Origin of the sequence: Tetragenococcus halophilus subsp. halophilus DSM 20339 (assembly GCF_003841405.1) — a bacterium.
Classification (GTDB): domain Bacteria; phylum Bacillota; class Bacilli; order Lactobacillales; family Enterococcaceae; genus Tetragenococcus; species Tetragenococcus halophilus.
Genome location: NZ_PXYA01000001.1, coordinates 1 through 26,051, shown reverse-complemented (window position 1 = coordinate 26,051; position 26,051 = coordinate 1). Strand labels below are relative to the sequence as shown.

Here is a 26,051-nt window from a genome sequence, read left to right as displayed (position 1 = left end):
TTTTAAAGAAGAAAAAGTATTCATTGTCCTAACTCCTCCTTCGTTAATTGAGACGAAGCAATGTCGTAGTAAACGGAGCTAGATTTTAGTAACTCTTCATGTGTTCCTATACCGACAATATTTCCTTCGTTCAATACAATAATTCGATCTGCACCCATAATCGTACTCACTCGTTGAGCAACAATCAATACGGTGGCATTTGTTGTTTCTTTATCGATTCTTTCACGCAACTTTGCGTCTGTCGCAAAGTCTAAAGCAGAAAAACTATCATCAAATATATAAAGATCAGGTCTTCTTACAACCGCCCTAGCGATAGCTAAACGTTGTTTTTGTCCGCCAGAAAAATTAGAGCCACCTTCAGCAATCTGTGTATCTAAGCCATCGGCCAACTCAGAAACAAAATCGCTAGCTTGTGCGATATCTATGGCTTCATACAGTTCTTCATCAGTTGCGTCTTTATTCCCGTAGAGAAGATTTTCTCTGAGCGTTCCAGAAAACAAGACCGCTTTTTGCGGTACATAACCAATCTTCTGACGTAAAGCAGCAATATCATAATCGCGAACATCAACACCATCTACCAAAATTTCACCTTCACTAACATCATAAAGACGAGGGATCAATTGAATTAAAGTAGATTTTCCGCTACCGGTACTCCCGATAAAAGCGACTGTTTCGCCGGGTTTGGCTGAAAAGGTCGCGTCACGAATCACTGGAGCCTCGGCATGTCCTGGATAAGCAAAAGTAACATCGTCAAAGGCTAAGTAACCATTCGTTTCTGTTGTCGTTACGCCATTTTCTTTATTTTCTATAATAGGTTCAGTATCCATTGCTTCTTGAATTCTGTTTGCTGATACTGCCGCTCTTGGATACATCATAAAAATCGTAGAAAACATCATAAAGGAGAACAATGCGTGGAATATATATTCAATAAAAGCAATCAAATTCCCCACTTCTAATGTTCCAGCATCTATTTGGATACTTCCTTGCCAGATGATATAAGCCATCACGGTATTAAATAGAAAGAAAAATCCTGGCTGCGCTGAAGACATCAAACGAAACAAGTTTTTGGAACTTTTTTCAAAAGCGTCATTTACTTTACCAAAACGTCCTTCTTCAAAATCTTCATTAACAAAAGCGCGAATGACACGTAATCCTGACAAGTTTTCTCGTAAAATATTATTTAACCGGTCAAAATTTCCTTGTTGTTTCCTGGATAATGGGTCAGAAAAACGAGCGATCGCTACAACACCGATCAACAAGAATGGCAATGCCACTAAGACATAAGCACCTAAACTTGCACTCGTTCGTATGACCATAACCAGACTTGCAATAAACATCATCGGCGTCATAAAGCCAGTCCGTAAAAGGTTTTGCATAAACAACATAATTTGATAAGCGTCATTAGTTACACGAGTAATTAATGACGGAACACCTAGTTGTTCATATTCATTATGAGAATATCCTTGTATTTTCTCAAAAAGATCTTGGCGAATGGAGGCTGTTACATTAGTAGTGATACGGGACATAAAATATCCTAAAGAGATATTCATTAATACACCAACAACGACCACTGCTAACATGATTAAGCCTATTTTTTTAATATACGCATCATCATTATTGGCGACCCCCACATCGATCATTTGGCTTAACAATGTAGGTAATCCTAGTTCAATAATAATAAACCCGAAAACACAAATGAAATTAAAGAATAATAACCCTTTGTTTTTCAAAGTATAATGCAACATTAATTTCAAATTTATCCCTCCTTTTTTTGAGCAATTACTTTAAAGATAGCATATAGATATGAAAAAAGTAAAGAAAATGAGAAGCGTTTTTAACAAGTTTTTTCAAACCTTTTTTCATATAAAAATACACCATCCTTTTCTTCATAAGGGACTTTATATTTTCATGTAATTTTCTTGTTTTTGCCGGCGCATTTCTATACTTATTTTTATTTGTGTGATAAACTATCAATGGATAATTGGTTATAACTTAAAAAGATATAATTGCTAACTACTTTCAACAATTATAGATGATTAAGTTGCCAAAAACGGACCTATTTTGGATCAATCTTCACTTATAAATTTAAGTAAAAAGTCAAATAAATAAAGATGCAATAAAGGAGAACATACACATGATCTACAAAGTTTATTATCAAGAAACAAAAGAACGTAACCCTAAAAGAGAACAAACACACTCTTTATACGTGGACGTGGACGATGTCGTGACCGCTCGTCACATCGTTGAAGAAAATACCCCATATAATATCGAATATATACAAGAATTAACTGGAAATCACTTAGAATATGAAAAAGAACAAGCTGATTTCCATATAGCGGAGTTTTAACATGAAACAATCGCTTAAAAACAACGAAACAGGTGTTTTCGCTGTTGGCGGATTAGGTGAAATCGGGAAGAACTGTTATGGGGTACAATTCCAAGATGAAATCGTCTTAATTGACGCAGGAATTAAGTTTCCAGAAGACGAATTACTTGGCATTGACTATGTGATTCCTGATTATAGTTACATTGTTCAAAACATCCAAAAAGTAAAAGCTTTAGTCGTTACACACGGTCATGAAGATCATATTGGCGGAATTCCTTATTTACTAAAACAAGTAAATATTCCTATTTATGCCGGACCGTTAGCTTTAGCTTTGATTACAAACAAGTTAGACGAACATGGTCTACTGCGCGATGCAGAACTTCATGAAATCAATGAAGACACTGTAATCCGTTTTCGTAAGACTTCTGTCAGCTTCTTTAGAACAACCCACAGTATCCCGGATGCTTTAGGGATTGTTGTGAAGACGCCGTCAGGAAATATCGTTGAAACTGGTGATTTTAAATTTGACTTTACACCAGTTGGCGAACCAGCAAATCTTCATAAAATGGCAAAGGTTGGCGAAGAAGGCGTGCTTTGTTTACTATCAGATAGTACAAACGCTGAGATTCCTACTTTTACTAAATCTGAAAAAACGATTGGCTCTTCTATCCTTAAAATTTTTGAAAAGGTAGAAGGACGAATTATTTTTGCTAGTTTTGCTTCCAACATTTTCCGTTTGCAACAAGCTGCTGAAGCTGCAGTTGCTTACGGACGCAAAATTGCCGTTTTTGGTCGCAGTATGGAAAATGCGATTGCCAATGGACAACGTCTTGGCTACATCAATGTCCCAGATGGAACATTTGTTGATTCGCGCGAATTGAACTCTTTGCCGGCAGATAAAACAATGATTTTATGTACAGGTTCTCAAGGTGAACCGATGGCGGCTTTAAGTCGGATCGCTAATGGCACCCACCGACAAATCCAAATTCAGCCAGACGATACCGTGATTTTTTCTAGTTCACCGATTCCTGGAAATACGACTAGTGTAAATCGCCTGATTAATTCGTTATTAGAATCAGGCGCTGAAGTCATTCATGGTAAGATCAACAACATTCATACTTCTGGTCACGGTGGGCAAGAAGAACAAAAATTGATGTTGCGCTTGATGAAGCCTAAATATTTCATGCCGATTCATGGTGAGTTTCGTATGTTAAAAATTCATAGCCAATTAGCTGAAAATACTGGAATTCCTAAAGAAAATTGTTTTTTGATGGAAAACGGCGACATGCTAGCTTTAACCCAAGATTCAGCTCGCCCATGTGGTCACTTTAACGCAGACGACACTTATATCGATGGTAGTGGTATCGGCGATATCGGAAATATCGTTTTAAAAGATCGGCGAATTCTTTCTGAAGAAGGTTTAGTGATCGCTGTCGCAACTATCGATAAAAGTAAAAAGGAAATCCTAGCAGGACCCGATATTTTATCGCGTGGATTTGTTTATATGCGTGAATCTGGTGATTTGATTAAAAAAGGACAAAACATCCTTTATAATGCATTACGTGATGCACTAAATCAACAAGATACTAGTGAATATAAATTAAGAGAAGCCATGAGCCAAGCGTTACAACCATTTCTTATCGAACAAACGCAGCGTCATCCAATGATTTTATCTATGATTATGACACCAGATAATAAATAGAAAGAGCAGCCTGAAAAATGGCTGCTTTTTTTACATCCTTATTTCTACATATTCAACACTGGTTTTAATTATCTATGGGCTATCTCCATTCATTCAACATAGGTTTCTCATTTCTATGGGCTATCTTTGCTCATTCAACATAGGTTTCGCGTTTCTATGGGCTATCTTTGCTTATTCAGTATTAGTTTTCTTTTTTATACTACTTTTTTTCATAAAAAAAAGACGTTCATAACTTTCATTATGAACGCCTTCTTTGTGAATTTGGTTTTTAAAGTATTGCTAGTTTTTAACTATACTTTTACAACATTAACAGCTTGAGGACCACGATCTGATTCTTCAACGTCAAATGACACAGATTGTCCTTCTTCTAAAGTTTTGAAGCCTTCTTCTTGAATTGCTGAAAAGTGGACAAACACGTCACTTCCGTCTTCACGAGAGATAAACCCGTAACCTTTTTCTGCGTTAAACCATTTTACTGTACCTTGTTCCATTCAAGTTTCCTCCTCGTGCGTTAGCACTTTATAAAATTGTAACATTGCTCGTACTACGTTAGAGACAGGTAACTGAGTGCCACTTCCATTTTCCAAACAAAATTACAAACACTATTCTACTCTCGTGGCTGTTTTTTTGCAAGTAAAAATTACCGCGAATTGATTAATTCCAAAATCCTTCTTCTCTTAAACTGACATATTCCTCGCTACCAATAATTAAATGATCTAAAATTTCAATGCCCATCATTTCTCCGCATTGTTTCAAACGTTTGGTGAACTGACGATCATTTTCCGAAGGTGACGGATCACCACTAGGATGATTATGCGAACATATGATGCGTGCTGCGCTACAACGGACAGCTTCGCGGAAAATCTCACGAGGGTGTGCGACAGATTGGTTAACCGATCCTACAAACAAAGTTTTACGAAAAATCACTTCATTTTTGGTATTCAAATATAAACAAATCAAATGTTCTTGCGAAAAATCTTTCATCTCAAACATTAATTGATGGGCCAAGTCAAAACTTGTCACTACTTTACCAAGCTTGGGTTGATTTGCACGTTGAATGCGACAACCTAATTCCATCATCGCCTTTAATTCAATTGCTTTAATTTGCCCTACTCCTGAGATTTGTTGTAGCTCAGTTAAACTAGCATTTTTTAGTTCGTATAAACTGGGAAACAGTGTTAAGACTCTAGCAGAAAGTTCCATTACACTATATTTCTTTGAACCCGTTCGTAACAAAATCGCCAGTAATTCTTGGTTAGAAAGTGCCTGTACACCATATTCTAATAATCGCTCACGGGGAAGTGAACTTAAAGGGACTTTATTTTTTTCCATAAAAAAACCTCCTTGCGTCCTTATACTAATAAGTACGCAAAAAGGTTACATTTACTTTTCTAAAATTGTTGAAACTTCATTTAATGACGGTAAAACTGCTGAGGTCTTTTCCTTAATTTCGGGAATAGGCTTAATCAAATCGGGCACCATTATTACATCGATGCCTGCTTGATCAGCTGCTAATATGCCATTTTTCGAGTCTTCTAATATAAGCAAATTCTCTTTAGGCAAGTCAAAACGATCTGCCGCTATTTCAAAAATTTCAGGGTCAGGTTTAGCTTTTGTGACATCTTCAAAGGAAACGATATGAGAAAATTCTTCTGTCAAATTATTCTTTTCTAAAAGAATATTGATGATTCTACGCTGATTACTAGAAGCGACGCAACATTTAATATTTTCTTCTTGTAAATAAGCTAATAATTCTTTTAATCCAGGTTTTACTTCAGCAGCGCCTGATTCAAATAACTCCACTGCCCGATCAAAAGAACGGTTGATAAAAGTATTCACTGCTTGTTGGCCAAAAAGCGAATCATATATTTCATGATAAGCTTGCCAAACTTCTTCATCAGAAATCCCTATATATTTCTCATAAGTAGCAAAGTCATAAGAAAAACCCATTCTATCTGCAACTTCTTGTGTCGCTCTATAATAAAGGATCTCAGTATCAAACATCAATCCATCCATATCAAAAATAATCCCTTGTATATTCTGCATTGTCCCCTCCTGATTAAGAAATAAGATCTTTAATTAATTGACGTACCTCTGCCACAAAATAAAGAGAACCTGTCACTAAAATCATATCGTCATCGGAAATTTTTTCTAAAATATTCGCTAAGCCGAAATGCCATAAAGATACGATATTGATTCGATCTTCATCGATTCGTTGATAATTTTTTTCTAAACGCATAACACCTGCGTAATCAAAATTTGTCAGATAAATCTCCGCATTGGAAATTTTCAATAGTTGCTCAAGCATTCCTTCAACATTTTTTCTTTCTAAAGCCGAAAAAATTACATAGATATGCCGATTTTTAAACTCATTATTGATACTTTCTGCTAAGCGCTTGATCCCTTGTTCATTGTGCGCACCATCTAAGATAATCAAAGGCTCTTGGCTGATTCTTTCCATTCTGGCTGGCCAAGCTGTTTTTAATAAACCATTTTTTACATTTTTTTCATCAAATGGAATTTTTTTTAATTGGCAGACCAGATAAAAAAGTTGAACAGCCACAGCCGCATTTTCTGTCTGATATTTTCCAAGTAAAGAGGTGACTAGTTTAGGAATTTTCCCCGCTTCATTATAAAAGTCAAATTGCTCACCCCAGTCAGCATGTGGCCCCTTATAGTCAATAGAGTAGTCCACATTAAAATGATAAACTTTTGCTTGTTGTTTTTCAGCCGTTTCTTCGATGACTTTTAGTGCCTCAGAAGAAATTTTTCCAGTCACAACAGGCACCCCATTTTTGATAATGCCTGCTTTTTGCGCAGCAATTTTTTCAATCGTATCGCCTAATACTTGTTCATGGTCCATCCCGATAGTAGTGATCGCTGTAAGCAAAGGTGCGATAATGTTCGTACTATCATACAAACCACCCAAACCAACTTCCAACACGACCATATCAGGCCCTTGCTCTTTAAAATAAAGAAAGGCAGCAGCAGTCAATACTTCAAATTCTGTGATCTCAAAAAGATCGCTAACAGCATCAGCTGAATCAATAATAGCTTGTATTTTTGCTACAATATTTGTCAATGCATCGTCAGAAATGGGCTGTCCATTGATAGCGATTCGTTCATTAAGTGCTTCAATATAAGGTGAGGTAAAGGTCCCGATCGACCATCCCGTTTCCTGCAACATGGCAGATAAAAAACTAACGGTGGAACCTTTCCCATTTGTTCCAGCAATATGAACAATTGAAAGATCTTTTTCCGGATGATCCAAGGCATCTAACAAGGCACTGATGCGTTGCAAACCTGGTTTTGAACCAAACTTTTGTCGACTTTCAATAAACTGGATCGCTTCTTCTGCTGTTTTTATCACGATATTTCACCTCAAAAATTATTATAACAAATTGATTCAACACATACTATGATCCACGATCCAAAAAGAGTAACTAGCGTGTTATTGCTTGATTTTTTGTAACTGTTCAATCCGTTCTTTTACTGTTTGTTGTTTTTCCAGGTAATCTTTTTGTTTGTCGCGTTCACTTTGAACTACCTCTGCAGGTGCATTGGCAACAAAGCGTTCGTTAGCCAATTTATTTTTCACACGCGCTACTTCTTGATTCCATTTTTCCAATTCCTTTTCCAAACGATTCAACTCTTCGTCAATATTAATTAAGCCAGCCAATGGTAAATAAATATTTGCGCCCGTCAAAACAGCCGTCATCGCCAACTCAGGTGCTTCTAATTCGCTATCGATGACCAGTTTTTCCGGATTACAGAAGCGCTCAATATAGTTTTTATTTTCTTTTAGAAATGTTTCAATGGCCTGATCACTCGTTTGAATAAGCAATGTAATTGGTTTGGAGATCGGTGTATTCACTTCAGCACGAATGTTACGTACGGAACGTATCAATTCCATTAACACATTCATGCCTTGTGCTGCATCTTTATCATTAAATTTTGGATGAACTTCTGGATACGATGCGATCACAAGTGAAGTGCCATTGTGTGGTATCTTTTCCCAAATTTCTTCTGTGACAAATGGCATAATCGGATGTAGTAAACGCAAAATCTGGTCTAGAGTATAAACAAGAACGCTCTTGTTCATTTGTTGTGCTTGTTTATCAGTGCCATAAAGTGTCTCTTTACTCATTTCGATATACCAATCACAAAAATCATCCCAGATAAAGTTATATAACTGACGACCCGCTTCTCCAAACTCAAAGCGATCAAATAGTTCTGTCACTCTTGCTACTGTTTCATTTAGACGTGTTAAAATCCAACGATCTGCCACTGATTTTTTCCCACTAAGATCGATATCTTTTGCAGTCATTTCCTCTACATTCATTAAAACAAAACGAGCCGCATTCCAAATTTTATTAATGAAATTCCAAGCAGCGTCCATTTTTTCATAACTAAAACGAACATCTTGTCCAGGAGTAGAACCATTTGATAAAAACCAGCGCAGCGCATCAGCACCGTATTGATCAATAACTTCCATCGGATCAATGCCGTTTCCTAGAGATTTACTCATCTTACGACCTTCTGCATCACGAATCAGTCCATGAATCAAGACATTTTCAAACGGACGTTCATTGGTAAATTCCAAGCTTTGGAAAATCATACGGCTAACCCAAAAGAAAATAATATCGTAACCTGTAACTAATGTGCTTGTTGGGAAATAACGTTGAAACATTTCATCTGAAGTATCGGGCCAGCCCATAGTTGAAAACGGCCACAAAGCAGAACTAAACCAGGTATCTAAAACATCTTCATCTTGTTGCCAATTTTGACTATCTTGTGGCGCTTGCATGCCCACATACATTTCACCTGTTTCTTTATGGTACCAAGCTGGAATCTGATGTCCCCACCATAATTGCCGAGAAATTACCCAATCATGAACATTTTCCATCCATTGTAAAAAGGTTTGGTTAAATCGACCTGGATAAAAATCAACAGCATCCGAAGTGTCTTGATTATCAATGGCTTGTTGCGCTAAAGGTCCCATCTTTACAAACCATTGTTTTGATAAACGAGGTTCAACGACAGCGTCACTTCTTTCAGAGTGTCCCACGCTATGTACCATTTTTTCTACTTTGACCAAGCGATCTAAATTGTCCAAATCTTTTACAATCGCTTTACGAGCAGCAAAGCGGTCCATATCAGTATAGGCCCCTGCGTTTTCATTCATGGTGCCATCGTCATTCATCACATTAACACGAGGCAAATCGTGACGATTACCTACCTCAAAGTCATTTGGATCATGAGCAGGCGTAATTTTTACTACACCTGTTCCAAATTCGCGGTCAACATACTCATCTGCCACAATCGGGATTTCTTTATCCATTAATGGTAAAATCACTGTTTTGCCAATTAACTCTTGGTAACGTTCATCATCTGGATGAACTGCCACCCCAGTATCTCCCAACATGGTCTCTGGACGTGTCGTCGCAATTTCTACTACGCCTGAGCCATCCGTTAACGGATAGGTCATATGGTAAAAAGCACCTTCTACCTCTTTATGGATAACTTCTATATCAGACAAAGCCGTTCGTGCTTGCGGGTCCCAATTAATAATATATTCGCCACGATAAATTAGACCTTTTTCATATAATTTAACAAATACTGTTCTTACAGCTTCTGATAACCCATCGTCTAAAGCGAACCGTTCGTGTCCATAATCAAGCGACAAGCCTAATTTTTCCCATTGTTCTCTGATATGTTGCGCATATTCTTCTTTCCAATCCCAAGCTTGTTCCATAAACTTCTCACGACCTAAATCATAGCGAGAAATGCCTTGTTCATTTAACTTCGCTTCCACTTTAGATTGGGTCGCAATCCCTGCATGGTCCATTCCTGGAAGCCACAAAGTATCAAAGCCTTGCATACGCTTTTGTCGAATAATAATATCTTGTAAAGTAGTATCCCAAGCATGGCCTAAATGTAATTTTCCAGTAACATTAGGCGGTGGAATAACCACTGAATATGGCTTTGCTTTTTGATCACCACTTGGTTTAAATAAATCCTGTTTTAACCATTCTTGGTAACGACCACTTTCAACTTCTTGCGGCGCGTATTTTTTTGATAATTGATTTTCTGACATTTTACTTCCTCCTTATAGATGACATTTTAATTTGTACTTTGTTCGGCTCACTTTTCTCAGGGCTTGTCACCTTCACTTATAGTAAAGGTAAAGGATACTACGCCTCGCTTTCGCTCGCCCTAGTACTGTTCATCTCTTCGCTTACGCTTCGATCTCATCAAGGTCTAAGCGACAAGTCGCTAAGGACTTGAAGGATCTTCTCTTAGCTCCCTTTAGTCGCTAAATCGTAGTGATTCACAGCAAAAAAGCCCTAAGATGTATATACATCTTAGGGCGCTATTTACGCGGTACCACCTAATTTGCAGTCTTTACGTACTGCCGCTTCTAAGTGAATTAACGATCACGACTCGTTTGGCTCTACTTTTTTCAAACCAAAGACTATCAAGCTACCTTCACCACTTATTGTTGAAAATTTTTCAGCCAGGAATTTTCTCTCTAAAAACAATTCAGTCAGTTACTCCTCTTGATCCTCGTCCGCTTTATTTTACAATGCACATTTTTTAAAGTCAACTTAAATTAAGGCTTTTGCTTCTTTTAAAGCTTTTTGATAATCTGGTTCATCAGACATTTCCGGTACAAACTCTTCATAAGTAATTGTGCCATTTTGGTCAAGCACAAAAATACTTCTAGTAAACTTATCTGCTTCTGGAATATAAAGATTATAGGTTTTACCAAAGGTATTTTCTGGATCGTGTAACATAATCATATCCACGCCTTCTTGGCCACACCATTTCGCCTGATCTTCTTTTGTATTATTTGAGATAGTAGCAAAATTAACATCTTCAAGCTGGCTAGCTTCTTGATTAAAACGTTTTGTTTGTAAGGCGCATACGCGGGTATTGATATCAGGAACAACACTCAAAATTGTAGGTTTTCCATTATCGAAATCTTCCAAATTATACGTACGATCTTGCAAATCTTTCAAGGAAAAGGAAGCTGCTTTTTCACCAACTGCTGGTTGTTGACCAGGTACTTCTAATTCTTCGCCTTTACGTGTAATAATCATAATTTTCTCTCCTTAACTATTTATCACTAGAAATAACGTTTAAAAACTTATATAAATTTTTAACATACTGTTAGTATAAAGTAGTCAGAAAAATTTATAAAAAAATATGCTTATAAAGTAACAACTGAGGGTGTGTTCTTATAATGACGATCAAAAAAGAGCAGTGTTAGCAGTTCAGTTGTTAAATCGATATAGCGTATACTAACATGATTGGGTATCTCCACCCGATCAGGTGCAAAGTTTAATATTGCAGTGATTCCACTATCAACCACTACGTCAATAGCTTGTTGCGCATTTTCACTGGGCACGGTCGATATCACCACTCTAATATTTTTTTCATGCGCTATTTGTTTAAAATCATCCATGCTATAAACATGAAAACCCGTGATCGTTTTGCCAATAATTTCTGGGTCTATATCAAACACACAAGAAATCGTAAGGTTTTTATTACGTCGAAAATTATTATTGGCTAACGCTTTACCCAAGTTACCAAAGCCAATGATAGCTACACAGCTTTTTTCCTCGCTATCTAAGATCTCACTAAAAACTTTAATCAAATAACTAACATCATAACCATAACCACTACGACCTAGTTCACCTAAATAAGAAAAATCACGGCGTATCGTAGCAGAAGGAACCTGTGTGATCTCAGAAAGTTGTTTTGATTTAATTCGTGTCATACCTTTTGTATCTAAAATTGTCAGGTTCCGTAAATACAACGGTAGCCTTTTAGCTGTAGCGCGTGGTATTTTTTCCTTATTATAATCTTTCACTTGCCAGCCTCCTTGTTAATTTGTTCACATAAAAGTGTATCACTCTTCCTGTATTTTAGCAATAGTTCACTTTTTATTGGAACGAATTTCACATTTTTTCACAATACAAGATCAAGCGAACACTTTTTTGCTGTATTATAAAAAAGAGTAAACTCATCCGCTGAAGGATAAATTTACACTCTTTTCTCGCTTTATAACAATTCGGCAAATTCGTCTTCTTGTTCTTGCGCGCTTTCTGGAACAATTTCCTCTACTTTAATATTTGCTAAAGCTCGTTCAATGAGTCCTTCAATATCTAATCTTTCTTCATATTGATGAACCTTATCCAAATGAGGCTTAGTTTTAGGTTGAGGGGGCGCAAAAATAGTACAACAATCCTCAAAGGGTTGAATCGACAGGTCAAAAGTATCAATTTTTTGAGCAGTATCAATGATCTCAAGTTTATCCATTGTCGCTACAGGACGAATAATCGGCGTATTAGTGACTTCATTAATCGCGACCATACTTTGTAAAGTTTGAGAAGCCACTTGTCCCAAAGATTCCCCATTTAATATCACTAATCCGCGCCGTAATTGGCGAATGCTATCTGTTAAGCGCAACATCATTCGTCGAGTGATCGTCATCCAGTATCCTTGAGGGACTCGATTTTTGATTTCCTCTTGAACTTCAGTAAAAGGCACTTCAATAAATTGAATTTGTCCCACATAAGGCGCAAGTTTTGCTGTGAGGTCTTTGGCTTTTTGTAGTGCCTGTTCACTAGTATAAGGAGGGCTAGCAAAATGAACTGCCTCAATTTCCACGCCACGTTTCATGGCCATATAACCAGCTACTGGAGAATCAATCCCCCCGGAAAGCATCAGCATCCCCTTGCCGCTTGTCCCAACCGGTAAACCAGCCGCACCAGAAATTGTTTCATGAGATAAAAAGGCACCGTTACTACGAATTTCTACCCGTAGATTAATATCTGGTTTTTTCATTTGTACTTTAATCTCAGGAAATCGTTCAATAACTGCGTCACCTACTGTAACATTCAATTCATTACTCGTTTGTTCAAATGAATGGTCACTGCGCTTAGCAGTTACTTTAAAACTTTCTTTTCCTGTATAGATTTCACTGACCATTTCTTGGGCACATTTTTTAATTTGCTCAATATCTTTTTCTACTCGTATACTTGGTGAAAATCCTTGGATACCAAACACCATTTTTAGTTTAGGAATAATCAAATCGCTATCTTCGCCATTTAAAACTAAATGCATCCGATCACGATCTGCATGAATTTTTAATCGAGGAAAATCAACCAACGCTTGTCTTACATTTTTAGCCAGTCGTATAATAAATGAACGTCGATTCTTTCCTTTTGTCGATAGTTCGCCATAACGAACCATGATTTCTGAATATTTCACAAAAACACCTCTTAATTAACTTTTGAAAATTTTTGATACAACTGCTCAAATACAATCATAAACTGTTCAACTTCTGCCATCGTATTACTTTCATCTAAACTGATCCGAATCGCACAAGTCGCCAAATCACTTGAAACATTCATCGCTGCAAGCGTGCTTGATTCTGTATTCTTTTTACTTGAACAAGCACTTGTAGTCGACACAATAATCTCTTTTTCTTCTAGGGCATGGACGAGTACCTCCCCACGAATGCCCTGTAATGCTATACATAAAATATGGGGAGCGGCGTTTTCCTCGAGCGAAAAAATTGTCACCTTATTATAAGTACTCAACCCATCTATAAGCGCTCTTTTTAAGTTGGCTAAGTGCTCTGGACGTTGCGCTTTCTTTTCAAAAACAATTCGTAAAGCCCTAGCCATAGCTACAATCGCCGGTACATTTTCTGTGCCACTACGTTGTTCTTTTTCTTGGCCGCCGCCTGTCATTAGTGCTTGCATGCGTCGTCCTTTTTTCCAATAAATAAAACCTACGCCCCGTGGACCATGAAACTTATGAGCAGAAAAACTAGCAAAATCAACACGTGGCGTCAGCCATTTATCTCTATCAACTTTAGCAATTGCTTGAACAGCATCCACGTGAAAATGGATTTTCGGATAGTTTTCCAGTAGCTCACTAATTTCTTTAATAGGTTGGATTGTGCCTATTTCATTGTTCACTGCCATTACAGAAATTAAAACAGTATCTTCTCTAATGAGTTCAGCCAGTTGTTTGACATCTACAAAGCCTTCTGCAGTTACCGGTGCTTGGTCAATTTCAAAACCAAAATCAGCCAATTGCTCAGCTGTTTTTTTTACAGCAGGATGTTCAATACTTGATATAATTAGATGTTTTCCATAAGGTTGTTTTTCAAAAGCAGTCCCTTTTAACACCCAGTTATCACCCTCTGTTCCTCCGCTGGTAAAAACAATCTCTTCAGAAGTAACCTGTAGCATATCTGCAATTTGTTTTCTAGCTTGCGTTAACAAACGATTCGCTTGCATGCCAAGGTAATGTAGACTTGAAGGATTGCCAAATACTCGTTGACTGGTTTTTACATATGTATCTAAACTTTCAGGCAAAATTGCCGTTGTTGCACTATTATCAAAATAGATCATTTATATAAGATCCTCTCTATAAAAATACTGTTTCATTATATCCACAACTGTGATTAGTTTCAAGTTCGACGATTGATACCACTATTCGTCTGATTCGAAGGTATAGGACACTACGCCTCGCTTTCGCTCGCCCTAGTACTGTTCATCTCTTCGCTTATGCTTCGATCTCATCAAGGTCTAAGCGACAAGTCGCTAAGGCCTTGAAGGATCTACTCTCAGCTCCCTTTGGTCGCTGAATCGTAGTGATTCGGTTTGGGGAACTACGCTCGTTCCGCTCGCCCTAGTACTGTTCATCATCTACTCTCAGCTCCCTTTGGTCGCTAAATCGTAGTGATTCGGTTTGGGGAACTACGCTCGTTCCGCTCGCCCTAGTACTGTTCATCATCTACTCTTAGCTCCCTTTGGTCGCTAAATCGTAGTGATTCACAGCAAAAAAGCTGGTATGAACTTAAAGAAGTTCAAAATCCAGCTTTTTAGACTAATTCTTCTCGATTTTCGTAGTAAAAGTCTTCAATCCGTTTAAAAGCTCCTGGTTCTACTCGTTCCAGTGCCGTACCGATCTCATCTAAAGCATCTTTGTAACGATATTCATAATAAAACAGATCAAAAGCACGTTCAATCGAAGCTTTCACTTCAGCATAAGAATGACGATAGCGATTAGCGTGCTGCATCATTTGTTCAGTTAAAGCAGCCTCATCAAGCATATCATGCGTTTTTTCTGTTAAAACACTTAGATCTTCTTTACAAAGGGCAACCATCTCGTTGACTTCATCCATGTCCACTCGAATTTGATTCAATGAATCATCTAATTCTTCTAAGCGGTCAGTTACGCCATAGAAATAATTAAGATAATCACCTGGCAAACCAGGCAAGCGTTGTTTTTCCACCAAGCGTTTTAAGTTACGTAAATCAAACTCGAGATCTTCTGCTTGCTGTTGCGCAACTTTCTCGCCCTTACGTAATTCTCGGATCGCTTGATCGATCTCAACTTGTTCGCTTTCAACCCCATCCAAAATTCTGTACGCTTCTTTATAAAAGCTTTGTGCTTCAGAATAAGCAATCTCATGAGCTTCAAGCTGAGGATCCACTGAGTCATTCCGGCGAGCAACTTCTTCAATTTCTGTTTGGAAACCACGTACTCGTGCTAGTTCATTATGATTCAAGGTATAAGTCTGCGAAGTATGATCAAGTTCAATCAATAGTTGACGATTATTACTTGTCGCATGTTGAATGTAATCCGCAACTGCTTTACGATTTTTTGTGACATAATTTTTAGCTTCGATCTCACGTTCCATTACGTCGTATAACTGATCAATTTGATCGGCCGTTTCAATGTTTGCAGCTTCCACGGTTGAAATTTCGACTTTTTCTAAATCTTCTAATGAATGCTCAACGCGATGATGCACTTGCTGGATATCTTGGGCAAAATTTCCTACAGGAAGCACATATTCCTGCTCCATTAATGTTTGATATCCTTCTTCGATTTCTTCTAATTGTTCAGGGAATGTTTTATGCAGCTTTTCATATTCATCAGGAATTTTTCTCATGAGTTCTTCTAGTTCAAAAGTATGCTTTTCAGCTGATTCTAGAATATCTCGAGCTTCTACGGGATCACCAGAAGTATTTAGTGTAATAAACTGTGTAAATTCACTTTCTACACTTTTTACTTGTTTTTGCACTTCCGCAAAAGCAGGTCCGAACTGATCCCCGTTATCTCTTAGCGCTTGTTTCATTTCTTCATAAACATCCATTGCTTGTTGGACTTTCAATGAATTGCGCTCTTCGCTTTCACGTAATTCTTTAAAGCCTTGACGGACTTTTCCTATTTCGTCTTCAATATCATCCATCGTTTTTTGCGCTTTTTCCACTGCTGCTTTGGCTTTGACAAAGCGAAAAGCTTCATTCAAATTTTCGATCTCGAAAATTTGACTTTCTAATTCAGCAAATTTGTCAGTAGAAAGTTGCTCCCACTTTTGTTCCCACTCTTTAAAAGTACTTTGACTCTGTCCTACCATATGCATTTTTTTTATGGCATCAATATCTTCTTTAATAGACGAGTCAAATAAAGCTTTCTTTCGGTCTTCTAAAGCTTTTAACTTCTCCTGATTTTTCTTGCGCATAAAAAAACCTATACCATAAACAACCGCTGCAAGCACAACGATCGCTATCACAATTCCTAAGATCAGATTACTTCCCATTTAGCTGCCTCCATTTTTGATCCTATCCATCAATCTGTAATAAAAGACAGATGATTTTATTTACTTGATCATTACATCCCATAGAGATTCATTCTTTTCTAAAGAAAAGACATCTAGCTTTGATTATAGCATAAAGACAGTTGCCAATCACTATGAATCCTTAAAAAAATGATACTTTATTGTGCCAATTTTTTCAATTATTTGTTTCTTTTTTAAGAGATCTATACTACAGCCCTTGATTTATAATCCATTTAAAGGTACGCTATTAAAAAAGTTTTTGAATGAGTCAGGCGGAGATAATTTATGAAAACAGCAAAATTCGGCGGTAGTTCTTTAGCGAACGCAACACAATTAAAAAAAGTCGCAGAAATTATCAAGTCAGATAATACTCGACGCTTTGTGGTGGTTTCTGCACCTGGAAAAAGATATGCAACAGATCAAAAAGTAACTGATTTGCTGGTTGAACTTTATCAAAAAAGAATTAACAATGAAGCAACAGATGATTTAATCACTAAAATTTTTGCACGCTATGAAGAAATCAGTCGAGAGTTTCAAATCGAAAAAAGTATTTTAACTGAAATCTATCAGTCTTTGGAAAGTTTAAAAAATTTACCGACGGCAGATAATCCTCATTTTTTTGATGAAATTTTATCAAATGGAGAAAATAATAACGCCAAACTTGTGGCTGGTGTTTTACAAGCAGAAGGTGTCGATGCCCGTTATATTAATCCTCAAGAATTGGGAATTTTTGTATCAGACGAACCTTTAAATGCGCGTATTTTATCAAAAGCTTATCCAGCGATGAAAAATTGGCGTAACAGTTCAGAAGTCTTAGTGATTCCTGGCTTTTTTTGGTTATACGGAAAAAGGCGAAATTTGTACCTTCTCTCGGGGGGGTTCAGATATTACTGGGGCGATCGTCGCTTCAGCAATGAATGTGGATTTGTATGAAAATTTTACTGATGTCAATGGTATTTTTGCAGCACATCCGGGTTATATTCACCATCCAGAACCCATTCGTGAAATTACTTATCGAGAAATGCGAGAGTTGTCTTATGGCGGTTTTTCGGTTTTCCATGATGAAGCATTAATGCCGTCTTATCGCGCGAAAATCCCAGTGGTTATCAAAAATACAAATAATCCAGCACATCCGGGAACACTAATAACTAATGAGCGCGAAAATAAGGAACAACCGGTCGTCGGTATCACAAGTGATGATGGTTTTAGTATGATCTATCTTAATAAATACCTGATGAACCGGGAAGTTGGTTTTACATTAAAAGTGTTAGAAATTTTTAAGGAATTTAATTTAAATTACGAACATATGCCTTCAGGAATTGATGATATTTCCATTATTTTACGGGCGAATCAATTGACCCCTCAATTAGAGGAAGACTTATTACGAAAGATCGCATATGTTATTGATCCTGATGAACTTCGTGTTATTCATGATCTTTCTATGGTTATGATCGTCGGTGAAGGCATGAAACAAAGAATCGGAAGTATGTCTGAAAGTACGGCAGCTTTGGCTAGAAAAAAGATCAACATTGAAATGATCAGTCAAGGAGCTTCTGAGGTGAGTATTATATTTGGTATCCATAAAGAACGCGAGCAAGATGCTATCCGAACATTGTATTATACCTTTTTTGAGTAAGAATATTATCCGTCATCCAATAAGGATCATAAGAATAAAAAATTTACTATAAAGCAAAAACCGACTGAAATTCAGCCGGTTTTTATTATGTGTGCCAGGCATGGCATTTATCTAGCTAGTGAAAGTCTAGTCACGGGTAGTTACCGCCAAGTGTAGCGAGCCACAAGCCGAAATCAGCGATGATGGGGTGAAGGAAGTGGTGGCGCAAATCTCTTGAACCTACGCACAGGAACTTGATGAGGCTAAATGGTGGATAAGGCTGCATATCAAGCCGAAGTCCAAAAGGTAAACGTAAAACCAAGACAGTAAATCAAGAGGTTGTGGAGAGAAAGATAAGTGTCTTACCCTGGGAGATCTTACGGACGTTTGCGAACGGTCGAAAAAGGTTTGTCGTAAGAAGTCAGCCGAGGCCATAGTAGCTATGATATTACATGTAGTGAAGGGCTGAATGTTTGTATAGTGTGAATCGCTAGAAGAAAATATCCAAGCAGTCCGGAAACGAGGATACCCTAGAACGGTAGAACGTAACTATCGATGGGAAAAGTAGTGAGGACGATCTTGGATCCATCTACACCTAGAGGAGGAACAGCGCATGAGATTCATTGAAAAGATCACGAGCCAGCAAAACATGAGACAAGCCATCGAGCAGGTCAAAAAGAATAAAGGCGCTCCGGGTGTTGATAAAATGACAGTCGACGAACTTGACCATTATTTCTATCAACACGGACATTCCCTTGTTCAAGAGATTCGATCGATGACTTACCGTCCGAAAACAGTCAAACGAGTTTATATCCCTAAGCCCGATGGAAAACAAAGACCTTTAGGGATTCCAAGTGTCGTGGACCGTGTGGTACAACAAGCAACCGCGCAACAGCTGAGTCGCATTTTCGATGTTCACTTCAGTGAAAGCAGTTATGGTTTTCGTCCCAATCGAAGTGCACATCAAGCGATTGAAAAAGTTCTTGATTACTTGAATGAAGGTTATGAATGGCTCATTGATATGGACATTGAGAAATATTTTGATACGGTTCATCATGATAAATTAATCTCGACCCTTAGAGAACGGGTCAAAGATAGAGAAACGCTTCACTTAATACGTGTTTTCTTAAAAGCAGGGATTATGGAAAATGGCTTTGTTCGTCCGAATGAAACAGGCGTTCCGCAAGGCGGCCCTTTAAGTCCCATTTTAGCGAATATTTACTTGAATAAATTGGATAAAGAGCTAGAAGCAAGAGGACTGCATTTTGTTCGTTACGCGGATGATACGGATATCTTTGTCAAAAGTGAGCGGGCAGCCAATCGTGTAATGAAATCCATTACGAGTTGGATTGAAAGAAAGCTTTTCTTACGAGTGAACGTTACAAAAACCAAGGTTGTACGACCAACACAGAGTCAATTTTTAGGCTTTACCTTCTGGAAGAACCAAAAGGGGTGGCAATGTAAACCGAGCAAAGTCAGTAAAACAAAGCTCTATGACAAAACCAAAGCCATCCTTAAAAGAAAACAGGCGGTGTCGCGACCTTTAGCGGTGACATTTACGAAACTAAACCAAACGATAAGAGGGTGGATCAATTACTACCGTATCGGGCGTATGAAAACCTATCTAGCAAAATTTGGGCAATGGATACGACATAAAGTCCGAGTGATCATCATAAAGCAATGGAAACTGCCACAACGAATCTATACGAACCTACAACAATTAAACCGATTATTCAAGTGTCACTTCACGAAAGAGAACATTTATAAGGTGGCAAATTCGAGGTTAGGTTGGTATAGGAAATGCGGCATGGACGTCGTCAATTTTACCCTAAGTCCGAAAGTTTTAGCCATAAAGAAAAAGGATCGACCTGGATTGGTCAATCCTTTAAATTACTATCTTAATCAAGCGTGAAAACAATACAAATGGAGCGCCGTATACGAGAACCGTACGTACGGTGCGACGGGAGGGGCGGAAATCTTATTTCCCCTCTACCCTATTATTCTTCTATCGATACCCATTTATAATCATATTTGGCACCGGCACTATGAGACACAATACCTTTTACTTTATCAGAAACCATATGTCCTTCTGCTTTTTGATAAACTGGAATAACACCCATCTCTTCATTGATCACTTTTTCAGCGTCAAGCAAGTCTTGGAAACGTTCTTCAGGATCGTTTACGTGAGTTGTTGCTGAGTCTTCAACTAATTTATCATATTCATCATTACTCCATTTACCAAAGTTATATGAATTTCCTGATTCAAATAAATCAGTAAAACTGCTAGGATCTGCGTAATCAGCTCCCAGCCGCCAACAACAGCATCGAAATCTCCTTCAGTAGAACGATCGATACGAACAGTAAATGGCACCGTCGTTGAATTAACATTCATACCATCTAACTCTTCCCAAGCACCTTGAATATATTCACCTACTCTTTTGGTAGAATCTGTATCCTCAGCTAACAAGTCAAATTCTAATGAATCGATATCTAGTTCTTCTTTAGCTTTTTCCCAATGCTCTTGCGCTTTTTCTGGATCATATTCTAGCGTAGAGTCCGAAACTTCGGTAAAATCTTCATCAGTATCTGGATCTTTTCCAGTTTCTTCTGGAAGTAAGTTTGTCGAAGCGACAGAACCATCACCCAGGACTTGTTCTACTAAAGATTCGCGGTCAATAGCATAAGACAAGGCCAAACGAAGGTTTTTATTTCTAAATGGGGAGTCTTCATCCTCTTGGTTTAATTCAACATAAGATGTACGTGCCTCTTTCACAGATTGATATTCTGGATCATTTGCATTTTGTTGCGCCAACTCTCCGGTAAGAACGACATCATCTGTTTGTCCATCACGGAATAAATTCAAACCTGTTGAAGATTCTTTCACAACTGAAACATTGATTTTATCTAGATTGACACTATCTTTATCCCAATACTCATCATTGGCTGTATAACTCCACTCAGTATCAGAACCCGCTCCTTCAAACTCAGTTAAAGTAAACGGTCCATTATAAACTGAGTCATCACCTGTTTTGGCATAATCTTCCCCTTTTTCTTCAACAATTTCTTGTGGTTGTGGGAAAAGGAAGCAAAGGCTAATAAATTATCAAAAAATGGCGTTGGCGTATCTAATTTGATTTCCAATTCATAATCATTTACCGCTGTAATCCCCAATTCTGAAGGATCCTTATCTCCTTCAATAATATCGTCTCCATTTTCAACGTAACCATAAAGGTAGGCATATTCTGAAGCTGTTTCCGGGTCTACAGTGCGTTGCCAACCGTAAACATAGTCATCGGCTGTCACTGGATCCCCATTAGACCATTTGGCGTCTTCTCTAAGTTTTATATTGTAAGTCAAACCATCTTCTGAAATCTCAGCCATTTCAGCGGCGCCAGCTGGTTGTGGTTCATTATTTTCGTCTAAACGATAAATCCCTTCGTAAACGTTATTAAGCGCTGTAAAACTAATTGTATCCATTGCTAATGATAAATCAGCAGAAGGCATTTCTTGTACGACCGACAAATTAAATTCTTGTGACTCACTCTCTGCTTCACTGCTTTCTGCTGTATCCCCTGTGGTACAAGCAGTTAGCAGTACCGTACTAACCAACATAAGCCCAAACAACTTTTTCTTTTTCATTCAAACACTCCTTCTTATATAAATTGAACTCCTTGATATGAATAACATTGTACAAAAACTGTTATTGTTTTGCAATTAAATTTTCAAAAAATTTTCTATTTTCTAACTTATCTAAAATTAAGCCTCTATAGTGATTTTTACAAAGAAAAGAAACCGTATTCTTTTCAAAAAATAAAAAATTTATTTATAATAAAAGTAAGAAAGGAGCGGATGTTAAATGGTTTGGGATATGAATGATTATCCAAGTACGATGAAAAACTTAGATTCATTAGTTCGTAAAAAGCCATCGATATAGCTAATGCTTTACTACAAGATGGTTATCCAGAAGGTCGTGCGATTCCAATCGCTACAAAACAAGCACAACAATGGTACGACAATGCAAGTTCAGAAGAAAAAGAATCCTTTCGTCAAGAAAAGCCACCCAAAAAAGTGATTCTCATGCGGGTTCAAAAAGAAGCGGAAAATTATTAGATGCAGATGTTAAAGTAAATTACTCAGACAAACAATGGCAAGTCATATCAAAAGGTGCTAAAAAAGCAAGCGAAACTTATGACACTAAAGAAGAAGCCATTGAACGAGCAAAATATATCGCTCAGAATAAAGAAACCAGCTTGGAAATTTATAAAGAAAATGGTGATCTCCAAGAAACACGTGACTTCTCTAAATAATCACTCACCGCATTTATAAAATGGAAAAATCCTTCTGAACTGTTTATCAGGAGAATTTTTTCAGTAAAGCATTTTTTACTTTTCTTCTTTTTGCCGTTGTAGTTCTTTTGTTATTTTGCCCTCGGGCGCAATGTCTGCTTCCCAATTCGCTGGTTTTAACACTTTGTTGGTCTTTTTATCATAATGTGGCTTGCCATCTGGGAATACTTTGCCCATATTCGCTTGATGAACGATGTCCATTATCGGTTGGGGATCAACGCCAAGTAATACAAAAGAACCATAAGTAAAGTACATGATATCTGCTAAAGCATCCGTTTGTGCGACTAACGGATCGATTTCAGCGCTTTGTTTACTTAAAACTTTTTCTTTTGCTTGTTCAATTGCCTCATGTAAACCATCTACTAGTTCAAAAAAATCTTCCTTATTATTCGGACTTGCAGCATATAATAATTCAACAATTTCTTCTACTTTAAAACTTGCCCGATGAAGTGCTTTGCTTTTAGTAAAGGCAGTTGGTTCATCAGGTTGTTCAGGATTAAAAGTTGCATGAAATTCTTTTGCCATTTCAAATGGTTGCAAAAAATATCTTCCTTTCTATTTTGTTAAATTAAATTAAAATAGCGCAAAGCAGCAATGATACCATCTTGGTTGTTTGTGGCTGTCACATAATCCGCTGCTTGTTTTGTCTTTACCGTGGCATTTCCCATCGCAACGCCCATGCCAGCGCCTTGTATAATTTCAATATCATTTAAATGGTTACCAAAGACCATCGTTTCTTCCAGTTTAATGCTTAAATGTTCGACCAAAAACTTAAGACCCGCTAATTTTGAGCTTCCTTTAGGCACAAGATCAACTGAATATGGGTTCGAACGTTTAAGATCACAATGAGGTAAAGCTGTTGCCAATCTTTCAGTCTCATATTCTGGACTCAGCATGACACACTGATAGATAGGTTCTTTTACAATAGCAAGACTACTATACCTTTGTTTGCGTCGATTAGGACTATAATTTTGTAAAAAACGCTTCATTTTCCGGATAGGAAAGTAATGTGGTACAAAGCGCATAAAGTGTAATAAAAGCCGAGATTGGCCAAAACGCATCGTCCAACTCCCTGCAGAATAATTTTTTCCACACAGGATCATTTGACGAAAATGCTGATCTGCATAAGAAACAATCTCAGCTAAAGCTTCTGCTTCAAAGGCGCGCTCATAAATCATCTGCTCTTTAGTATAAACTAGTTGACCATTACAAGCGATAAATAAATCAAAAGGCAAATCTTTTAAAATATGAGCGACACTTTTAGGCGTACGAGCAGTGGACACACCACAAACAATTCCTTTTTTATGTAAAGCGCTAATAGCTTTTTTTGTATTTTTAGCAATTCTTCCCTTATTTGTCAAAAGCGTTCCATCTATATCAAAAAAAATCGCCTTTATCATTTTTTTCACCGACTTCTTAAAACAAGCCTAATTGGCTAGGATTTAAATTCTCAAAATCAAGTTGTAACAGGTCTTTAAACTGTAACGCATTTTCCGCTGCGTCACCACCAGCGTTATTATTAAAAATAATAGCAACTTGCTTACTTTGTTCTTTTACCGACGCAACAGCCTCTTGCAGTTCTTTTAATTCTTCTTGACTATAACGGTAATTAGTACGTAAACGTTTAGCATCTGGTCCAGTAGCATTCCACCCGATATCATTACGTCCATGAAAACGGAAAAAGACAAAAGACGAGTTGGTCACATAAGTATCAAAAGGAATCGTAGTCGATAATTTCTTCGGCTCATCAACGATGACTAAAGAAAAATTCTGTTCTTGCATAAATGCTCTAGTCTGTGCCAAAAAAGCTGAATCATACCAGCTGTTATTACGCAGTTCAATAGCAATCGGCATTTGCGGAAACAACTGACGAAGTATCCTTAAATAATCGACATTTTCGCGCCTACAATCAAAATAAGGTGGGAATTGCGCTAATAAGCAGAATAAATTTCCTTGCTCAATCATAGGTTTTAAACTTTCTAGTAGCTCTTGCGCAATTTCTTTTAACGATCCACCTTCTGTAAGCTCCTCATGCTTAGTAAAAACCTTAGGTAATTTCATAATAAATTGAAAACGCTCAGGTACTTGTTTTAACCATTCTTTGACATAATTTGCTTAGGAATGGGCATAAAAACTTGTATCCATTTCAACCAATGGAAAAAAGCAGCGTATTCAAATAAACTACTTTCTTTTTTCCGGTCAAATATGTATGCTCCTTAAAACTTGTACAGCCAATCTGAATCATTTTACTTCCCTCTTATTTTAAAGTTTAATCTATTATAAACTCAAGTTTCGCATACCCAAAATGATGATGTCCTTTGATAGAACAACGCTGATAGTAAAATAATGGTTCGCTTGACTTTTGTTCAAAGGATACAAAAAGAACTCCTTTTGTTTTATAATGGATTTAACGACAAATCTAAAAACAAGGAGTTCTTGCTCTTATGATACACTTAAAAAACATCAAAAATCAATTACCAAATGAAATGAACGCAATTTTTTCTGAACTGAACGTCCTGAAATGTTTACGACAAACCTCTATTTGTAAGCAAAAAGGCTATTCTCCCGCCATTATTTTTACTTTTCTTTTCAGTTTAGTGTTTAAGGGCAAGACCTTGAACCAAGTCCTCAGCGGACGTGAAGCAGATCAATATATGAAGAAAGATACCGTTTACCGTTTGATGAACGATCCGCACAATAATTGGCGTAGCTTTCTGCTTCGTTTTAGTGCTTCTGTGATCGAAAAGATCCATCGATTAACAGATCCAAGTACCCATCTACGTACGCTTGTTTTGGATGACTCAACGTTCTATCGAAATCGAAGTCAGAAAGTGCCTGGTTTGGCGCGCCTTTGGGATCATGCTTTACAAAAAGGTTATAAAGGCTATCGCATGCTAACTTTAGGCTTTTCTGATGGGTACTCTTTTATTCCTATTGATTTTGGATTGCTTTCAGGCAAAAACCAAGTCAATCAAAAACAAGCGGAAAGTGATCAAAGAACGAGTGGGGCAAAACGCTTCAAAGAAGCCCAACGATCTATGCCTGATGTGGCCATTGAGATGGTGCAAAGAGCCCTTGATCAAGGCGTTTACGCCAGTCATGTGTTAATGGATAAATGGTTTACCTCTCCTAAAATGATCGATCGTTTGCATGATTTAGGCATCCATACCCTAGGTATGGCAAAAATGGCAAGACCCAATATTTTTATCAAAGACGTTTATATAAATTAAGCGAACTCTACCAAAAGTCAATAAAGGAATACTGTCAAGAAGCCATCATTTCCTCTATTATTGTTCAGCCAAGCAGCGGGAAGACCCCCGTCAAAATCGTTTTTGTCAAAAATCGGAATAACCAAAGTGCTTGGTTAGCCCTTATGACAGATGACCTGACTTTGTCATCCAAGAAATCGTGAA

16 protein-coding genes, 5 pseudogenes and 1 other annotated feature are annotated in these 26,051 nt (G+C 37.5%); of the genes and pseudogenes, 6 read left to right on the top strand and 15 right to left on the bottom strand.

The window, feature by feature from the left end; all coding sequences use genetic code 11:
• Positions 1-20 precede the first annotated feature (20 nt).
• Positions 21-1,754: an ABC transporter ATP-binding protein gene (locus tag C7K42_RS00110; protein ID WP_094243732.1), complete on the bottom strand. Its 1,734-nt coding sequence runs from the start codon at positions 1,752-1,754 to the stop codon at positions 21-23.
• A 380-nt stretch (positions 1,755-2,134) separates the two neighbouring features.
• On the opposite strand from C7K42_RS00110, the gene C7K42_RS00105 reads away from it, so the two are divergent.
• Together C7K42_RS00105 and rnjA are read left to right on the top strand one after the other, a co-directional pair.
• The gene (locus C7K42_RS00105; RefSeq protein ID WP_103099730.1) at positions 2,135-2,347 is read left to right on the top strand and encodes a DNA-directed RNA polymerase subunit epsilon; all 213 of its coding nucleotides are present in this window, start codon (positions 2,135-2,137) and stop codon (positions 2,345-2,347) included.
• A gap of 1 nt (position 2,348) precedes the next feature.
• Entirely contained in the window at positions 2,349-4,028 is a 1,680-nt protein-coding gene (gene rnjA / locus C7K42_RS00100; RefSeq protein WP_014124360.1) for a ribonuclease J1, read from the top strand.
• Between the two features lie 290 nt (positions 4,029-4,318).
• On the opposite strand, the gene C7K42_RS00095 is transcribed toward rnjA, so the two are convergent.
• The 10 genes from C7K42_RS00095 to C7K42_RS00050 all read right to left on the bottom strand — a co-directional run bounded on the left by C7K42_RS00095 (position 4,319) and on the right by C7K42_RS00050 (position 16,659).
• On the bottom strand, positions 4,319-4,519 hold the full coding sequence (locus tag C7K42_RS00095) for a cold-shock protein (protein WP_014124359.1): 201 nt from the start codon (positions 4,517-4,519) through the stop codon (positions 4,319-4,321).
• Positions 4,520-4,682: 163 nt separating this feature from the next.
• The gene (radC, locus tag C7K42_RS00090; protein ID WP_094243734.1) at positions 4,683-5,360 is read right to left on the bottom strand and encodes a RadC family protein; all 678 of its coding nucleotides are present in this window, start codon (positions 5,358-5,360) and stop codon (positions 4,683-4,685) included.
• A 51-nt stretch (positions 5,361-5,411) separates the two neighbouring features.
• Positions 5,412-6,074, bottom strand: coding sequence for an HAD family hydrolase (locus tag C7K42_RS00085; protein WP_094243735.1), 663 nt, complete (start codon positions 6,072-6,074; stop codon positions 5,412-5,414).
• A gap of 13 nt (positions 6,075-6,087) precedes the next feature.
• Positions 6,088-7,398 carry a bifunctional folylpolyglutamate synthase/dihydrofolate synthase gene (locus tag C7K42_RS00080; protein WP_180991879.1) on the bottom strand — a complete coding sequence of 437 codons (1,311 nt, stop codon included), beginning with the start codon at positions 7,396-7,398 and terminating at the stop codon, positions 6,088-6,090.
• An 81-nt stretch (positions 7,399-7,479) separates the two neighbouring features.
• A complete protein-coding gene (locus C7K42_RS00075; protein WP_103099731.1) occupies positions 7,480-10,125 on the bottom strand; it encodes a valine--tRNA ligase in 2,646 nt (881 codons plus the stop codon).
• A 266-nt stretch (positions 10,126-10,391) separates the two neighbouring features.
• Positions 10,392-10,605 (bottom strand) — a binding site (T-box leader).
• Positions 10,606-10,636: 31 nt separating this feature from the next.
• Entirely contained in the window at positions 10,637-11,131 is a 495-nt protein-coding gene (tpx, locus tag C7K42_RS00070; protein WP_014124354.1) for a thiol peroxidase, read from the bottom strand.
• Between the two features lie 110 nt (positions 11,132-11,241).
• Positions 11,242-11,904 (bottom strand): redox-sensing transcriptional repressor Rex, encoded by a 663-nt coding sequence (locus C7K42_RS00065; RefSeq protein WP_014124353.1) that lies wholly within the window; start codon positions 11,902-11,904, stop codon positions 11,242-11,244.
• A 191-nt stretch (positions 11,905-12,095) separates the two neighbouring features.
• The gene (thiI, locus tag C7K42_RS00060; protein ID WP_014124352.1) at positions 12,096-13,307 is read right to left on the bottom strand and encodes a tRNA uracil 4-sulfurtransferase ThiI; all 1,212 of its coding nucleotides are present in this window, start codon (positions 13,305-13,307) and stop codon (positions 12,096-12,098) included.
• Between the two features lie 11 nt (positions 13,308-13,318).
• Complete coding sequence (locus tag C7K42_RS00055) at positions 13,319-14,461, bottom strand: cysteine desulfurase family protein (RefSeq protein ID WP_014124351.1); 1,143 nt, start codon at positions 14,459-14,461, stop codon at positions 13,319-13,321.
• 473 nt (positions 14,462-14,934) lie between these two features.
• Positions 14,935-16,659, bottom strand: coding sequence for a septation ring formation regulator EzrA (locus tag C7K42_RS00050; RefSeq protein WP_014124350.1), 1,725 nt, complete (start codon positions 16,657-16,659; stop codon positions 14,935-14,937).
• Positions 16,660-16,962: 303 nt separating this feature from the next.
• Here C7K42_RS00050 and C7K42_RS00045 point away from each other — a divergent pair.
• Positions 16,963-18,313 (top strand): annotated as a pseudogene (locus tag C7K42_RS00045) (aspartate kinase).
• Positions 18,314-18,905: 592 nt separating this feature from the next.
• Positions 18,906-20,204, top strand: coding sequence for a group II intron reverse transcriptase/maturase (ltrA, locus tag C7K42_RS00035; protein ID WP_124175370.1), 1,299 nt, complete (start codon positions 18,906-18,908; stop codon positions 20,202-20,204).
• Between the two features lie 85 nt (positions 20,205-20,289).
• On the opposite strand, the pseudogene C7K42_RS00030 reads toward ltrA, so the two are convergent.
• Positions 20,290-21,931, bottom strand: a pseudogene (locus C7K42_RS00030) (peptide ABC transporter substrate-binding protein).
• A 217-nt stretch (positions 21,932-22,148) separates the two neighbouring features.
• Between C7K42_RS00030 and C7K42_RS00025 the strand changes: the two are divergent.
• Positions 22,149-22,599: pseudogene (locus C7K42_RS00025) on the top strand (DUF2188 domain-containing protein).
• A gap of 75 nt (positions 22,600-22,674) precedes the next feature.
• Here the strand turns inward: C7K42_RS00025 and C7K42_RS00020 are convergent.
• From C7K42_RS00020 to C7K42_RS00010, 3 genes and pseudogenes are all read right to left on the bottom strand, one after another.
• The gene (locus C7K42_RS00020; RefSeq protein ID WP_103083406.1) at positions 22,675-23,163 is read right to left on the bottom strand and encodes a pyrophosphohydrolase domain-containing protein; all 489 of its coding nucleotides are present in this window, start codon (positions 23,161-23,163) and stop codon (positions 22,675-22,677) included.
• A gap of 38 nt (positions 23,164-23,201) precedes the next feature.
• Positions 23,202-24,038: an HAD family hydrolase gene (locus C7K42_RS00015; protein ID WP_014124344.1), complete on the bottom strand. Its 837-nt coding sequence runs from the start codon at positions 24,036-24,038 to the stop codon at positions 23,202-23,204.
• A 16-nt stretch (positions 24,039-24,054) separates the two neighbouring features.
• Positions 24,055-24,883: pseudogene (locus tag C7K42_RS00010) on the bottom strand (DUF72 domain-containing protein).
• Positions 24,884-25,082: 199 nt separating this feature from the next.
• Here C7K42_RS00010 and C7K42_RS00005 point away from each other — a divergent pair.
• Positions 25,083-26,044 (top strand): annotated as a pseudogene (locus C7K42_RS00005) (IS4 family transposase); the annotation flags it as partial.
• Positions 26,045-26,051: the final 7 nt, after the last annotated feature.

Excerpts from the sequence above, each read along its gene's own strand:
- C7K42_RS00105 (WP_103099730.1), top strand. The coding sequence starts at position 2,135 with ATGATCTACAAAGTTTATTATCAAGAAACAAAAGAACGTAACCCTAAA.
- rnjA (WP_014124360.1), top strand. The coding sequence starts at position 2,349 with ATGAAACAATCGCTTAAAAACAACGAAACAGGTGTTTTCGCTGTTGGC.
- C7K42_RS00095 (WP_014124359.1), bottom strand. The coding sequence starts at position 4,519 with ATGGAACAAGGTACAGTAAAATGGTTTAACGCAGAAAAAGGTTACGGG.
- radC (WP_094243734.1), bottom strand. The coding sequence starts at position 5,360 with ATGGAAAAAAATAAAGTCCCTTTAAGTTCACTTCCCCGTGAGCGATTA.
- C7K42_RS00085 (WP_094243735.1), bottom strand. The coding sequence starts at position 6,074 with ATGCAGAATATACAAGGGATTATTTTTGATATGGATGGATTGATGTTT.
- C7K42_RS00075 (WP_103099731.1), bottom strand. The coding sequence starts at position 10,125 with ATGTCAGAAAATCAATTATCAAAAAAATACGCGCCGCAAGAAGTTGAA.
- tpx (WP_014124354.1), bottom strand. The coding sequence starts at position 11,131 with ATGATTATTACACGTAAAGGCGAAGAATTAGAAGTACCTGGTCAACAA.
- C7K42_RS00055 (WP_014124351.1), bottom strand. The coding sequence starts at position 14,461 with ATGATCTATTTTGATAATAGTGCAACAACGGCAATTTTGCCTGAAAGT.
- C7K42_RS00050 (WP_014124350.1), bottom strand. The coding sequence starts at position 16,659 with ATGGGAAGTAATCTGATCTTAGGAATTGTGATAGCGATCGTTGTGCTT.
- ltrA (WP_124175370.1), top strand. The coding sequence starts at position 18,906 with ATGAGATTCATTGAAAAGATCACGAGCCAGCAAAACATGAGACAAGCC.
- C7K42_RS00020 (WP_103083406.1), bottom strand. The coding sequence starts at position 23,163 with ATGGCAAAAGAATTTCATGCAACTTTTAATCCTGAACAACCTGATGAA.
- C7K42_RS00015 (WP_014124344.1), bottom strand. The coding sequence starts at position 24,038 with ATGATAAAGGCGATTTTTTTTGATATAGATGGAACGCTTTTGACAAAT.